General features: G+C 71.7%; 9 protein-coding genes. 3 read left to right on the forward strand and 6 right to left on the reverse strand.

Annotation, left to right across the window (positions count from 1 at the left end):
• Window positions 1–17: 17 nt before the first annotated feature.
• The 4 genes from ACFWYS_RS35560 to ACFWYS_RS35575 all read right to left on the reverse strand — a co-directional run bounded on the left by ACFWYS_RS35560 (window position 18) and on the right by ACFWYS_RS35575 (window position 5,831).
• Window positions 18–665, reverse strand: a complete 648-nt coding sequence (locus ACFWYS_RS35560; protein WP_384777965.1) for a LysE family translocator — start codon at window positions 663–665, stop codon at window positions 18–20.
• A 193-nt stretch (window positions 666–858) separates the two neighbouring features.
• Window positions 859–1,647: a S1 family peptidase gene (locus tag ACFWYS_RS35565; RefSeq protein WP_384777968.1), complete on the reverse strand. Its 789-nt coding sequence runs from the start codon at window positions 1,645–1,647 to the stop codon at window positions 859–861.
• Between the two features lie 359 nt (window positions 1,648–2,006).
• A complete protein-coding gene (locus ACFWYS_RS35570) occupies window positions 2,007–4,820 on the reverse strand; it encodes an AAA family ATPase (protein ID WP_384777971.1) in 2,814 nt (937 codons plus the stop codon).
• 177 nt (window positions 4,821–4,997) lie between these two features.
• A complete protein-coding gene (locus ACFWYS_RS35575; protein WP_384778068.1) occupies window positions 4,998–5,831 on the reverse strand; it encodes a response regulator transcription factor in 834 nt (277 codons plus the stop codon).
• Between the two features lie 144 nt (window positions 5,832–5,975).
• On the opposite strand from ACFWYS_RS35575, the gene ACFWYS_RS35580 reads away from it, so the two are divergent.
• On the forward strand, window positions 5,976–7,646 hold the full coding sequence (locus tag ACFWYS_RS35580; RefSeq protein ID WP_384777974.1) for an AMP-binding protein: 1,671 nt from the start codon (window positions 5,976–5,978) through the stop codon (window positions 7,644–7,646).
• A gap of 11 nt (window positions 7,647–7,657) precedes the next feature.
• Entirely contained in the window at window positions 7,658–9,253 is a 1,596-nt protein-coding gene (locus ACFWYS_RS35585) for an AMP-binding protein (protein WP_384778071.1), read from the forward strand.
• 71 nt (window positions 9,254–9,324) lie between these two features.
• On the opposite strand, the gene ACFWYS_RS35590 is transcribed toward ACFWYS_RS35585, so the two are convergent.
• Window positions 9,325–9,828 (reverse strand): GNAT family N-acetyltransferase, encoded by a 504-nt coding sequence (locus tag ACFWYS_RS35590; RefSeq protein ID WP_384777977.1) that lies wholly within the window; start codon window positions 9,826–9,828, stop codon window positions 9,325–9,327.
• A 41-nt stretch (window positions 9,829–9,869) separates the two neighbouring features.
• Window positions 9,870–10,628 (reverse strand): hypothetical protein, encoded by a 759-nt coding sequence (locus ACFWYS_RS35595; RefSeq protein ID WP_384777980.1) that lies wholly within the window; start codon window positions 10,626–10,628, stop codon window positions 9,870–9,872.
• A gap of 245 nt (window positions 10,629–10,873) precedes the next feature.
• On the opposite strand from ACFWYS_RS35595, the gene gcl reads away from it, so the two are divergent.
• Window positions 10,874–12,658 (forward strand): glyoxylate carboligase, encoded by a 1,785-nt coding sequence (gene gcl, locus ACFWYS_RS35600; RefSeq protein WP_384777983.1) that lies wholly within the window; start codon window positions 10,874–10,876, stop codon window positions 12,656–12,658.
• Window positions 12,659–12,714 lie beyond the last annotated feature (56 nt).

The raw sequence follows: 12,714 nt of genomic DNA on the forward strand, positions 1-12,714 counted from the left end.
GGGCCGTGTGGCGGTTCTCAGTCCGCGCGGCCCGTCACCGCGACCGTCACGCCGAGCCCGATCATCGTGCACCCGCCCGCTCCGCCTATCAGCGACAGCCTCCGGTCGGAACCGGCGAACCAGGTGCGGGCCGCCGACGCGGTCAGGCCCCACAGGGTGTCCGTGACCAGGCCGATGGTGATCGGGACCAGGCCCAGCAGGAGCATCTGCAGCGGGACATGGCCCGCCGAGTGTTCCACGAACTGGGGGAGTACGGCGGCGAAGAACACCACGCCCTTGGGGTTGGTGACACCGACGAGGGCGCCGTCGAGGACCGTACGCAGGTCACCGCGCGGCGGTCCGGCCGGCTGCGACCGTATCGCCGACGCCTTGAGCTCCTTGCGGTGCCGGAAGGCCTGGACGCCCAGGTAGACCAGATAGGCCGCGCCGGCCAGCTTCACCGTCAGATAGATCGCGACGGACCGCTCCACCAGCGAGCCGATCCCCACCGCGACGGCCACGACCAGCAGATACGAGCCGAAGACATTGCCCAGCGCCGTCGCCACGGCGGTGCGGCGGCCGTGCGCCAGGGCGCGGCCGATGACGAACAGCACACTCGGCCCCGGAATCACGATCACCAGGACCGACATCGCCGCGAAGGCGAGCAGACGGTCTGTGGACACCATGTCCATCACCTCCATCCGGCAGCCATTCAAACAGGGGCCACTGACAATGGACATGGATCGGGACAGGGAGCGGGACAGGGACAAGGGACAGAGACATGGATAGGGGGCGTTGCGGGCCGCTCGTGGAGGCCCGCAACGCCCCCTGGTCTTCACCTGAGGTGTGCTCAGGAGACCTTCTGGGTGCTGATCCCGGCTACGACTGGACCTGTGCGGTCACGTCGTCCGAGAAGGTGGTCAGCCGGGTGTAGACACCCGGGAAACCGGCCTGGGCACAGCCCTCGCCCCAGGAAACAACCCCTGCCAGGACGCCCCCGATGATCAGGGGACCGCCGCTGTCGCCCTGGCAGGTGTCAACGCCGCCGGACGCGAGTCCGGCGCAGACCATGTCGGACTGGACGAAGTCCGAACCGTAGGAGTTCGCGCAGCTGGAGTCGGCCACGGTCGGCACGGTCGCCGTCCGCAGCTGGTTGGAGGAGCTGCCGCCCGAGGAGGTGGTGCCCCAGCCGATGATGCGGGCGGTGGTGCCGGCCGCGTACACACCGGTGTCCGAGGAGCCGACGTACGAGGCCGTCTTGTACGGCATCGAGGTCGACAGCGTCAGCACGGCGAGGTCGTTGCCCTCGGTGGCGGTCGTGTAGTCCGGGTGGACCCAGATCTTGCTGACCTTGCTCACCGTGCCGTCCGTGCCGTTGCGCAGATTGCGGCCACCGACGACCCGGACGTTGCCGGCGGTTTCGTCGGCCATGCAGTGGGCCGCGGTGACGACCTTGGTGGGCGAGACCAGCGTGCCGCCGCAGAACTGGCTCTCCGAGGCGTCCGTGATCTGCATCATGAACGGGTAGGTGGCCGTGGTGGTGGTCGTACCACCCACGATGGGCTGGGGTGCGGCCTCAGCGGTGGGGGCGCTGAGCAGTGCGGCCGCGGCGGCGGCAACGGTCGCCGCGACGGCGGCGGTCTTGTTGGCACGGGTGAGCCCGAACATGAGACTCCTCATCAGGTGTTGCCGGTGGGGGGTCGCGCCCGGTGTGGGGGGTGTGCACGGGGGCCGCGGGACCGACCCCCGTGTGCCCGGGCGAGCGGCACACCCCAAAGCTAGGTCCCAGCAGTTGCCCTGCCCAATGAGGGAACCCCCTAAGGGAGTTGGGCAGGGAAAACCCTCGGTCGTGCCGTCCAAACCCCGCAGACCGACAAAGACGGGTGAACCTGACTCGTACGCCACGCCGAACACACATCGCCGACGCCCGAAGCCAGCCTCGCCCGGCACCCAGGAGCCAACCTCGCCCGGCCTCCTGAACTCACCGCGCCCGGCAGCCCGAGTTCACCGTGTCCGGCAGCCCGAACTCACTTCGTACGGCGTCCCGCCGCGAGTCTGACGATGTCGACCCGCGATCGGATCCCCAGCTTCCGGTAGACCCGGGTCAGCGTCGCCTCGACCGTCTTCACGCTGATGAACAGACGCGCGGCGATCTCCCGGTTCGTCGCGCCCTCCATGACGAGCGCGGCGACCTGACGCTCCATCGAGGCGAGCCCCGCCAGCCCCTCCAGGCCGTCCGGCGCGGGGACTGGCGCGGGTGCCGGCTCCGCGGGACGGGCCTCGGCGGCCGACCCGACCAGCCGCAGCCACGGCAGCGCCCGGCACCGGCGGAACAGCCGGGCCGCCTCGTCGTACGACGTCGGGCCGGGAGCACCGGTGCGCAGCTGGGCCAGGGCGAAGGCGGCCCGCGCCTCCTCCAGGCCGTAGCCCAGCTTGGCGAGCCGGTCCTGAGCCGACGTCAACTGGACCACGGCGGCGTCCTGTTCGCCCCGCGCCGCACGCACCAGCGCCTCGGCCCGGTCGAGGACGGCCAGCACGCTCTCGCGGTCCAGCCGCCGCGCCTGCTCGCGAGTGACGTCGATGACGTCCTGCGCCTCCGTGAGCTCGCCGCTGCGCACCAGTGCCTCGGCGAGGTCGCCGTGCCAGCGGCCGCGAGCCGGGTCGGTGATGCCGAGGCCCTGCTCCACCTCGCGCACCCGGCGCAGCGAACGGACCGCCCCCTGCGCGTCCCCCGCCACCAGCTGGGCGTGGCCGAGGGCGGCCAGGGCACGCGAGACGTACATCTGGTCGCCGTCCTCCTCGGCGTGCTCCACCGCTTCCCGGGCCAGCGCCAGCGCCCGGTCGACCTCCCCGCCCGCGGCCTCGGCGAGCGAGGTCAGCACCGCGGAGGCCACCTCGCCGATCCCGGTGTCACGGGCCAGCCGCAGGCTTTCGCGGGCCAGGTCGAGGGCACGCCCGCAGTGGCCGGAGTGCAGTTCGGTCTCGGCGATGCCGCGCAGGAAGTGCACCTCGCTCTCCACCCACCCGTGCCGGCGCACCTCGCGCAGCAGCGCGGTGACCGCGGCCCGGGCCTCGGGCAGCTGGTCGCTCATGATCAGCCAGCGGAAGCGGGAGTAGCCGGCGCCGTTGTGATGGCAGGCCACCCTCGGGTCCTGGGGTTCCTCCAGCGCCCGGCGGATGGTCGCGGGGGCGTCCGGGTGGCCCATGAGGGTCTCGATCTGGGCCCGGAAGGCGAGCGCCATCAGCTCGGTGTACCGGTCGCCGGCCCGCGCGGCCAGCTCCGCGGAGTACGCGGCCTCCTCCCGGGCCTCGTCGAAGTCGCCCTTCACCAGCAGGGCGCGCCAGGTCAGCTGGTAGTGGACCAGGGCGAGCAGCTTCGGGTCGTCGCCCGCGTCGGCCAGGGCCTGCGGGAAGATCGCGTCGACCTCGTTCATCGCATGGCCGGCCGTGTCGATCACGGCGATCCAGGCCCGCACCCGCTCCGCGGGCACCGTCGTACGGGCGAGCACCTCGCGGGCGATGTCCCGGGCGAGGTCCAGCTCGCCGGCGGTGATCGCGTCGTCCACGGCCTGCAGCCGCAGCACATCCGGGCTCGGCGTGCCGTCGGCCGGGGTGTGCCGGGCGGCGAGCAGCGAGAGCTGCGCGGCCACCGAGGGTGCTCCCCGGTCCCGGGCCAGGGTGGCGGCCTCGGCGAGGCGGGCGGCGACGTCCGGGTCGGTGCCGGTGGTCGCCTGGGCCAGGTGCCGGGCGCGCTCGATGGGGTCGGACGCCGCCGTGGACAGCGCGGCGTGCGCGGCCCGGCGCTCCTGCGCGGGGGCCTCCGCGTAGAGCGCGGCGGAGATCATCGGGTGGGCGAACCGTACGGCCGGCCCCTCGGGCTCGGTCGCCAGCAGCCCGAGCTCGGCGGCCTGGGCGGTCTCGGCCTCGGCGTTGTCCCGGCCGGCCGCGTGCAGCAGGGCCAGCGTGGGGCGGGCTCCGGCGCTCGCGACGAGCAGGGTGCGGCGCGCCTCCTCCGACAGCATCTCCAGGCGGTTCAGCACCAGTGCGCGCAGCGAGGTGGGCACCGGCAGGGGCTCGCCGGGGCGCGGCGGTGTGGGGTTCTCGGCGAGGGCGCGGCCCAGCTCCAGGGCGAACAGGGCGTTGCCGCCGCTGGTGCGGTGGATGTCCCGGACCGTGGAGCGGGGCAGGCCGGTGAAGCCGCGGTGGTCGAGGAGGGTGGACATCTGGGCGCGGGACAGAGGGCCCAGCCGTACGGCGAGGGTGTCCGGTGGAGACGCGCGTAGATGGCGGTCGTACTCCTGGCCGTCGGTCCGCACCGCGCACAGCATGCGCACGGGGGTCTCGCCGAGGCGGCGAGCGGCGAAGCCGAGGAGCTCGGCGCTGGCCGGGTCGAGCCACTGGAGGTCGTCGGCGACGACGAGGACGGGGCCGCTGTCGGCGAGGGCGCGCAGGGCGGACAGTACAGCCAGCCGCAGGGCGAGGCCGTCGCTCTGGAGGGTGGACTCGCCGCGGCCGGTGAGCGCCGACTCCAGGGCGTTGAGCTGGGCGGCCGGGAGCCGGTCGGACACCTCCTCAAGGACCAGGCCGAGGAGGTCGGCCAGGGCGAGGAAGGGGAGATGGGATTCGGACTCCGTGGGTGAGCAGCGCAACACGGTGCGCGCGGCCTCGCCGTATTCCGTGGCCAATGCCCGCAGGACGGTCGACTTCCCAATTCCGGCAGGCCCGTGAAGCAGCACGCTGCCGCCCCGGCCGAGCTGCTCACGCGCCGCGGCGAACAGCTCCTCCCTGCCGATGACCTGGTCGGGGCGGCATCTCGCAGGCTCCTTGAAGTCGCGTCGCACGGTTACCGCTCCCCTCCGTGTGTCGTGTTCGGGCCAATATTAGGCAACGGATCTTTGAAATTCGGGCCCAGGACATGGTGAGGCAAATAACAGCGGGCAGCATAGGGAAATTCAAAGCTCGCCCGACCGAATGAGCGTCGTCCGAGCGGGCCGCTCCGAGGGCGACGACCTGCGTCCCTACGGAAGCAGCCCCGCCCGACGCGCCGCCGCCACCGTCTCGCCGCGGGTGTGCGTGCCCAGCTTGCGCATGGCCGACCGCAGATAGCCCTTGACCGTCTCCGCCCGCAGCCCCAGCCGCTCGGCGGTCACCGCGTTCGTCGCGCCGGCCGCCACGCACGCCAGCACATCCAGTTCGCGGGGCGCCAGCTGGACGCCGCTGCTGCGGGGCCCGTCCGTCAGCAGGCCGCAGGCGGCCAGGAGCTCCGCGCGCAGGGCGGGGTCGGCGATCCGCGGGGCCAGCGCCCGCAGCGCCGTGTGCGCCTCGCGGACCTGCTCCCACGCGGCACCCCGGCCGTCCGCAGCCGGCCGCTCCGCCCCCGGACCGGCGCGGACGGAGCCGGCCGCCGCCAGCAGCCCGCTCACCTCCTCCCGCACCACCAGCGCCTGCTCCACGTCCCGCGCCGCCTCCACGGCCGCCGTCAGCGTGCGGTCGCCCAGCGGCTGGACCGTGCGCAGGGCGCCGTACAGGACACCGCGCACCCGGCGCCGTACGACGACCGGGACCGCCACCACCGAGCACAGTCCCTCCAGGGCTACCGCCGCGTCGTACTCGTGGGTGATCTGCCGGGAGGCGGAGTAGTCGGTGACCGCGCAGGGGCGGGCGAGGGCGACGGCCTTGCCGCCCAGGCCGTTGCCGGCGGTCACGGTGAGTCTGCGCAGGGAGTCGGTGGCCGTGCCGTTCAGTTCGCTGATGCGCATCCGCGGGCCCCCGGACTCCACCAGGCCGCCGAAGGCGACCGGCAGCCCGGTCGAGCGGCGCAGGCGTACCAGCGCGCTCCCTATCTCCACCATTGCGGCCGCGTCCACTGCCACGCCTTTGCCCTTTCACCCTTGCTTCCCGGAGCGCACACCCCCGTTCGGGGGTAGTGAGACCCACGTCACGGATTACACGATGGCAGAGAGCCGCCCGGCAAGGTCCGGAAACCAGGAGGACAGATGACGACGGGGACGGAGCTGTTCCGCAGCGCGCGGGACTTTCTGTTGGAACACCGCGAGGACTACGCCACGGCCTACGAGGGCTTCTCCTGGCCTCGGCCCGACCGGTTCAACTGGGCGCTCGACTGGTTCGACGTGATCGCGGACGGAAACGACCGCACCGCCCTGCACATCGTCGAGGAGGACGGCGGCGAGGTCCGGGTGTCGTTCGCCGAGATGGCCGAGCGGTCCGCCCGCGTCGCGAACTGGCTGCGCTCCCGCGGCGTACGGCCCGAGGACCGGGTCCTCGTCATGCTGGGCAACCAGGTCGAGCTGTGGGAGATCGCCCTCGCGGCGATGAAGCTGCGCGCCGTGGTCATCCCGGCGACGCCGCTGCTCGGCCCGGCCGACCTGCGCGACCGGGTGGAGCGGGGCCGCGTCCGGCACGTGCTGGTGCGGGCGGAGGACACCGGCAAGTTCGACGAGGTGCCCGGCCGCTACACCCGCATCACCGTCGGCGGGGCGCGCGAGGGATGGCAGGCGTACGAGGACGCGTACGCGGCATCCGCCGACTTCACCCCCGGCGGGCCGACCGCCGCCGACGACCCGCTGATGCTCTACTTCACCTCCGGCACCACCGCCCGCCCCAAGCTGGTCGAGCACACCCACACCTCGTACCCCATCGGGCATCTGGCCACCATGTACTGGATCGGCCTCAAGCCCGGCGACGTGCACCTGAACATCTCCTCGCCCGGCTGGGCGAAGCACGCCTGGTCCAACCTCTTCGCGCCCTGGAACGCCGAGGCGACCGTCTTCATCCACAACTACACGCGCTTCGACGCGGCCCGGCTGATGGCCGAGATGGACCGTGCGGGCGTCACCACCTTCTGCGCCCCGCCGACCGTCTGGCGCATGCTCATCCAGGCCGACCTGAGCGCGCTGCGCACCCGGCCCCGTGAGGCCGTGGCGGCGGGGGAGCCCCTGAACCCCGAGGTCATCGAGCGGGTCCGGGAGGCCTGGGGGGTGACCATCCGGGACGGCTTCGGCCAGACCGAGACCGCCGTCCAGGTCTCCAACAGCCCCGGCCAGCCCCTGAAGACCGGCTCCATGGGCCGCCCCAGCCCCGGCTTCCGCGTCGAACTCCTCGACCCGGTCTCCGGCGCGCCGGGGGCCGCGGAAGGCGAGATCGCCCTCGACCTGTCCGCCCGCCCCGTCGGCGTGATGACCGGCTACCACGGCGACGCCGACCGTACGTCGGAGGCGATGGCCGGCGGCTACTACCGCACCGGCGACATCGGCGCGCGGGACGCCGACGGCTACATCACCTACGTCGGGCGCGCCGACGACGTCTTCAAGGCGTCCGACTACAAGATCTCCCCGTTCGAGCTGGAGAGCGCCCTGCTGGAGCACGAGGCGGTGGCCGAGGCGGCCGTCGTGCCCGCGCCGGACGAGCTGAGGCTCGCGGTGCCGAAGGCGTACGTGGTGCTCGCGGAGGGCTGGGAGCCCGGCCCGGACACGGCGAAGGTGCTCTTCGAGCACTCACGGGAGGTCCTGGCGCCGTACAAGCGCGTGCGCCGCCTGGAGTTCGCGCCGCTGCCCAAGACCGTCTCCGGCAAGATCCGCCGCATCGAGCTGCGCGAGGCCACGGCCGCGGGCTCGGACGCCGAGTACCGCGAGGAGGACTTCCGGTGAGCGCTGAACCGTTGCACCCGCACGAGCCGTCGTACACGCACGGCACGAGCGCGACCGTCCTGCTCGGCGACACCATCGGCGCCAACCTGGACCGGGCCGTCGCGGCCTGGCCGGACCGGGAGGCGCTGGTCGACGTACCGTCCGGGCGCCGCTGGACCTACGCGCGGTTCGCGGCGGACGTCGACCGGCTGGCGTACGCGCTGCTCGCGAGCGGGGTCGCCAAGGGCGACCGGGTGGGCATCTGGGCGGTCAACTGTCCCGAGTGGGTCCTGGTCCAGTACGCCACCGCCCGCATCGGCGCGATCATGGTGAACATCAACCCGGCCTACCGCACCCACGAGGTCGAGTACGTCCTCAAGCAGGCCGGGATCTCGCTCCTCGTCGCCTCGCTCAGCCACAAGACGAGCGACTACCGGGCGATGGTCGAGCAGGTGCGGGGCAAGTGCCCGCAGCTGCGGGAGACGGTGTTCATCGGGGACCCGAGCTGGGAGGCGCTGATCGCGCGGGGGACGCCGGTGCCGTACGAGGAACTGTCCTGCGACGACCCCATCAACATCCAGTACACGTCGGGCACCACGGGCTTCCCCAAGGGGGCCACCCTCTCCCACCACAACATCCTCAACAACGGTTATTTCGTGGGGGAGTTGATCGCGTACGACGAGCAGGACCGGATCTGTATCCCGGTGCCCTTCTACCACTGCTTCGGCATGGTCATGGGCAACCTGGCGGCCACCTCGCACGGCGCCTGCATGGTGATCCCGGCCCCCTCCTTCGACCCGAAGTCCACCCTGGAGGCGGTCCAGCAGGAGCGGTGCACCTCGCTCTACGGCGTCCCGACGATGTTCATCGCGGAGCTGAACCACCCCGACTTCGCGTCGTACGACCTCTCCTCCCTGCGCACCGGGATCATGGCGGGCTCGCCCTGTCCGGTCGAGGTGATGAAGCGGGTGGTCGCCGAGATGCACATGGCGGAGGTCTCCATCTGCTACGGCATGACCGAGACGTCCCCCGTCTCGCTGCAGACCCGCCGGGACGACGACCTGGAACACCGCACGGCCACGGTCGGCCGCGTCCTGCCGCACATCGAGGTGAAGATCGTCGACCCGGCGACCGGCGTGACCCGGCCGCGCGGCTCGGCGGGCGAGCTGTGCACCCGCGGCTACAGCGTGATGCTCGGCTACTGGAACGAGCCCGACAAGACCGCCGAGGCCGTCGACCCCGGGCGCTGGATGCACACCGGTGACCTCGCGACGATGCGGGAGGACGGCTATGTCGAGATCGTCGGCCGCATCAAGGACATGATCATCCGGGGCGGCGAGAACATCTACCCCCGCGAGATCGAGGAGTTCCTGTACGCCCACCCCAAGATCGCGGACGTCCAGGTCGTAGGGGTGCCGCACGAGAGGTACGGCGAGGAGGTGCTGGCCTGCGTCATCCCACGCGACGCGGGCGACCCGCCGACGCTGGAGGAGCTACGGGGGTTTTGCGACGGGCGGCTGGCGCACTACAAGGTCCCGAGCCGGCTGCAGATCCTGGATGCCTTTCCCATGACGGTGTCCGGGAAGGTGCGGAAGGTGGAGCTGCGGGAGAGGTACGGGGTCGGCTGAGGGCGGTTGCGGCGCGGGTCTGGGTGCGGCGGATGGCTGGGGTGCGGCGGATGGATGGCCGCGGCGCACGGCTAGTCGCGGCGCATGCAGACCCGTGGCCATCGGTCGAGGCCGAGTTCCGCCTCGTGGGCGCGGATCTTCCGTAGTCCAGGGGTGAGCCCGGCCTCGTCCAAGGTGCGGAAGCCGAGGCGTTCGTAGTACGGCGCGTTCCACGGGACCTCGGTGAAGGTGGTCAGGGTGAGAGCGGTGAGGCCCTCCTCGCCCGCGCGGTCGGCGGCGTACGCGAGGAGGCTCCGGCCGATGCGGCGGTGCGCGTGGTCCGGGTGCACCGAGACCTGCTCGATGTGCAGGGCGCCGTCCACGGGCTCGCAGATCAGATAGCCGACCGGACGGTCACCGTCGTCGTGGGCGACCCAGGCGCGGCCGGCCCGGCGGTAGTGCTCCAGGACGTCCAGGGCGGGCGGCTCGTCGTCGGCGATCGCCGCCATGCCGAGGTCGCGGAAGGCGGCTCCGGCGGCACGCTCGATGTCCTGGAGGGCGGGGAGTTCGTCCGGCAGAGCGGGGCGGATGCGCATGTGCCGAGTGTCCGCCGGGGACCGCGCCGGGCGCGAGCGGATTACCGGGCGCCCGTCGCGTCCAGCTCGTCGGCCAGGCTGTTGACCGGCTGGGGCGTGCCCGTGAGGTCGAGGACGAACAGCGGGACGCCCAGGGAGTCGGCGCGGGTGCGGGCGTCGGGGGCGTATCCGGCGAGGGAGAAGTAGACGCAGGCCGTGGACTCCGTCATGGCCGTCAGCCACAGGCACTCCACGTCCCGCAGGGAGGCCGGACGCACCGTCGGATCGACCTGCGCGAGCAGCCCGTGGGCGGCGATGCCGATCCCGGTCGGCGGCCGCTGGTCGGCGCGGCGGATGTCCCGGTAGCCGAGCCAGCGCAGATAGACGGCGGCTGCCGTGACCGCGTCGCGCGCGGTACGGATCGTGATGGGCTGGAAGGCGCGGCGTTGGGTGGGAGCCGTCCGCGGCCGGGAGGAGTCCGAGGCCGAGGTGTCCTGCCGCGCCCCCGTGGTTTTCCCAGAGCCGTCAGGCGCCTCGGCCGCCTCCGCCTTCCCCGTCGCGCCCCGCGTCACCGGAATCCGCAGCACCGCCCCGCAGTCGCATCCCAGCTCCGGTCGGGGCCACTCGCCCTTGTGGCCGCAGGTCGTGCAGCGCACGGCGACCCACTCGTCCTCCCAGGAGCGGTGCGTGACGGCCGTCGCGGTCCCGTGCGGATCCAGTGACGGTGCGACGGGCGCCCCGCACTCACACGGATAGGCCGGTGCCTCGTAGAGATGCTCGCGCCGGCAGGCCGGGCAGCGCACCGACACGCTCTCGGACATGGCCACTCCAGGACGACCTCGCATCGGACACCGTTCCCATCGTCCTCCAGGACCCGCCCGGTTGTCCGCCCCTTGACGGTCTTCACCCGCCCACTTACATTGCTTCCAGATAGTAGAAAAGAATTTCCGCGATACGGAAACGCTGGCCGGATGGCCGGCTGGTCTCGCGGATGTCATCGTCACGGAATTGCTCACCGCGGGGCGCGACGGGAGTGCGAATCCGACAGCCGAAGCAGGAGTACTCAATGGCTCGTATGACCGCTGCCCGAGCGGCAGTCGAGATCCTCAAGCGCGAGGGCGTCAGCAACGCGTTCGGTGTGCCGGGCGCGGCGATCAACCCCTTCTACGCGGCTCTCAAGGCGTCCGGCGGCATCCAGCACACCCTCGCCCGCCATGTGGAGGGCGCCTCGCACATGGCCGAGGGCTACACCCGCACCCACGCCGGCAACATCGGTGTCTGCATCGGCACGTCCGGCCCGGCCGGCACCGACATGATCACCGGCCTGTACTCCGCCATCGGCGACTCGATCCCGATCCTGTGCATCACGGGCCAGGCGCCGACCGCCGTGATCCACAAAGAGGACTTCCAGGCCGTCGACATCGCCTCGATCGCCAAGCCGGTGACGAAAATGGCGGTGACCGTCCTGGAGGCCGCCCAGGTCCCCGGCGTCTTCCAGCAGGCCTTCCACCTGATGCGCTCCGGCCGTCCCGGCCCGGTCCTGATCGACCTGCCGATCGACGTCCAGCTGACGGAGATCGAGTTCGACCCGGAGACCTACGAGCCCCTCCCGGTCTACAAGCCGGCCGCGACCCGCGCCCAGATCGAGAAGGCGATCGGGATGCTGAACGCGTCCGAGCGGCCGCTGATCGTGGCGGGCGGCGGTGTCATCAACGCCGATGCCGCCGAACTCCTGGTGGAGTTCGCGGAATTGACGGGCACGCCGGTCGTCCCGACCCTGATGGGCTGGGGCCTGCTCCCCGACGACCATGAGCTGAACGCCGGCATGGTCGGCCTGCAGACCTCGCACCGCTACGGCAACGCGACCTTCCTGGAGTCCGACTTCGTCCTCGGTATCGGCAACCGCTGGGCCAACCGCCACACCGGCAAGCTGGACGTCTACACGGCCGGCCGGAAGTTCGTCCACGTCGACGTCGAGCCCACCCAGATCGGCAAGATCTTCGCGCCGGACTACGGCATCGCGTCGGACGCGAAGGCGGCGCTGCAGCTGTTCGTGCAGGTGGCACGGGAGTTGAAGGCGGCCGGCAAGCTGCCCGACCGCTCCGCCTGGGCCGCGTCCGCGCAGGAGAAGAAGGCGACTCTCCAGCGTCGTACGCACTTCGACGACATCCCGATCAAGCCGCAGCGCGTCTACGAGGAGATGAACAAGGCGTTCGGTCCCGAGACCCGCTACGTCTCGACGATCGGCCTGTCCCAGATCGCCGGCGCCCAGATGCTGCACGTCTTCAAGCCGCGGCACTGGATCAACTGCGGCCAGGCGGGCCCCCTCGGCTGGACCATCCCGGCCGCGCTGGGCGTCGCCAAGGCAGACCCGGAGGCCCAGGTCGTCGCCCTGTCCGGCGACTACGACTTCCAGTTCATGATCGAGGAGCTGGCGGTCGGTGCCCAGCACCGGATCCCGTACGTCCACGTCCTGGTGAACAACTCCTACCTGGGTCTGATCCGTCAGGCGCAGCGGGCGTTCGAGATCGACTTCCAGGTCAACCTGGAGTTCGAGAACATCAACTCGCCCGAGCTGGGCGTCTACGGCGTCGACCACGTCAAGGTCGCCGAGGGCCTCGGCTGCAAGGCGATCCGGGTGACCGACCCGGCCGACCTGGGCGCGGCCCTGGAGCAGGCCAAGAAGCTCGCCCAGGAGCACCAGGTCCCGGTGGTGGTCGAGGCGATCCTGGAGCGCGTCACCAACATCTCCATGTCCACGACCAACGACATCAGCAACGTCGTCGAGTTCGAGGAGCTCGCGACCGAGCCCGGCCACGCGCCGACGTCGATCAGGACGCTGAAGGCCTGACGCGGTCGATCCGACCCGCCCGAACGGTGAGGGGCGGTCCAACCGAGAGGTTGGAC

Origin of the sequence: Streptomyces sp. NPDC059010 (assembly GCF_042740355.1) — a bacterium.
Taxonomy (GTDB): Bacteria; Actinomycetota; Actinomycetes; order Streptomycetales; family Streptomycetaceae; genus Streptomyces.

Coding starts and splice junctions, on each gene's coding strand:
- ACFWYS_RS35565 (WP_384777968.1), bottom strand. CDS start 1,647: ATGTTCGGGCTCACCCGTGCCAACAAGACCGCCGCCGTCGCGGCGACC.
- ACFWYS_RS35580 (WP_384777974.1), top strand. CDS start 5,976: ATGACGACGGGGACGGAGCTGTTCCGCAGCGCGCGGGACTTTCTGTTG.
- ACFWYS_RS35590 (WP_384777977.1), bottom strand. CDS start 9,828: ATGCGCATCCGCCCCGCTCTGCCGGACGAACTCCCCGCCCTCCAGGAC.
- gcl (WP_384777983.1), top strand. CDS start 10,874: ATGGCTCGTATGACCGCTGCCCGAGCGGCAGTCGAGATCCTCAAGCGC.
- ACFWYS_RS35560 (WP_384777965.1), bottom strand. CDS start 665: ATGGTGTCCACAGACCGTCTGCTCGCCTTCGCGGCGATGTCGGTCCTG.
- ACFWYS_RS35575 (WP_384778068.1), bottom strand. CDS start 5,831: ATGGTGGAGATAGGGAGCGCGCTGGTACGCCTGCGCCGCTCGACCGGG.
- ACFWYS_RS35595 (WP_384777980.1), bottom strand. CDS start 10,628: ATGTCCGAGAGCGTGTCGGTGCGCTGCCCGGCCTGCCGGCGCGAGCAT.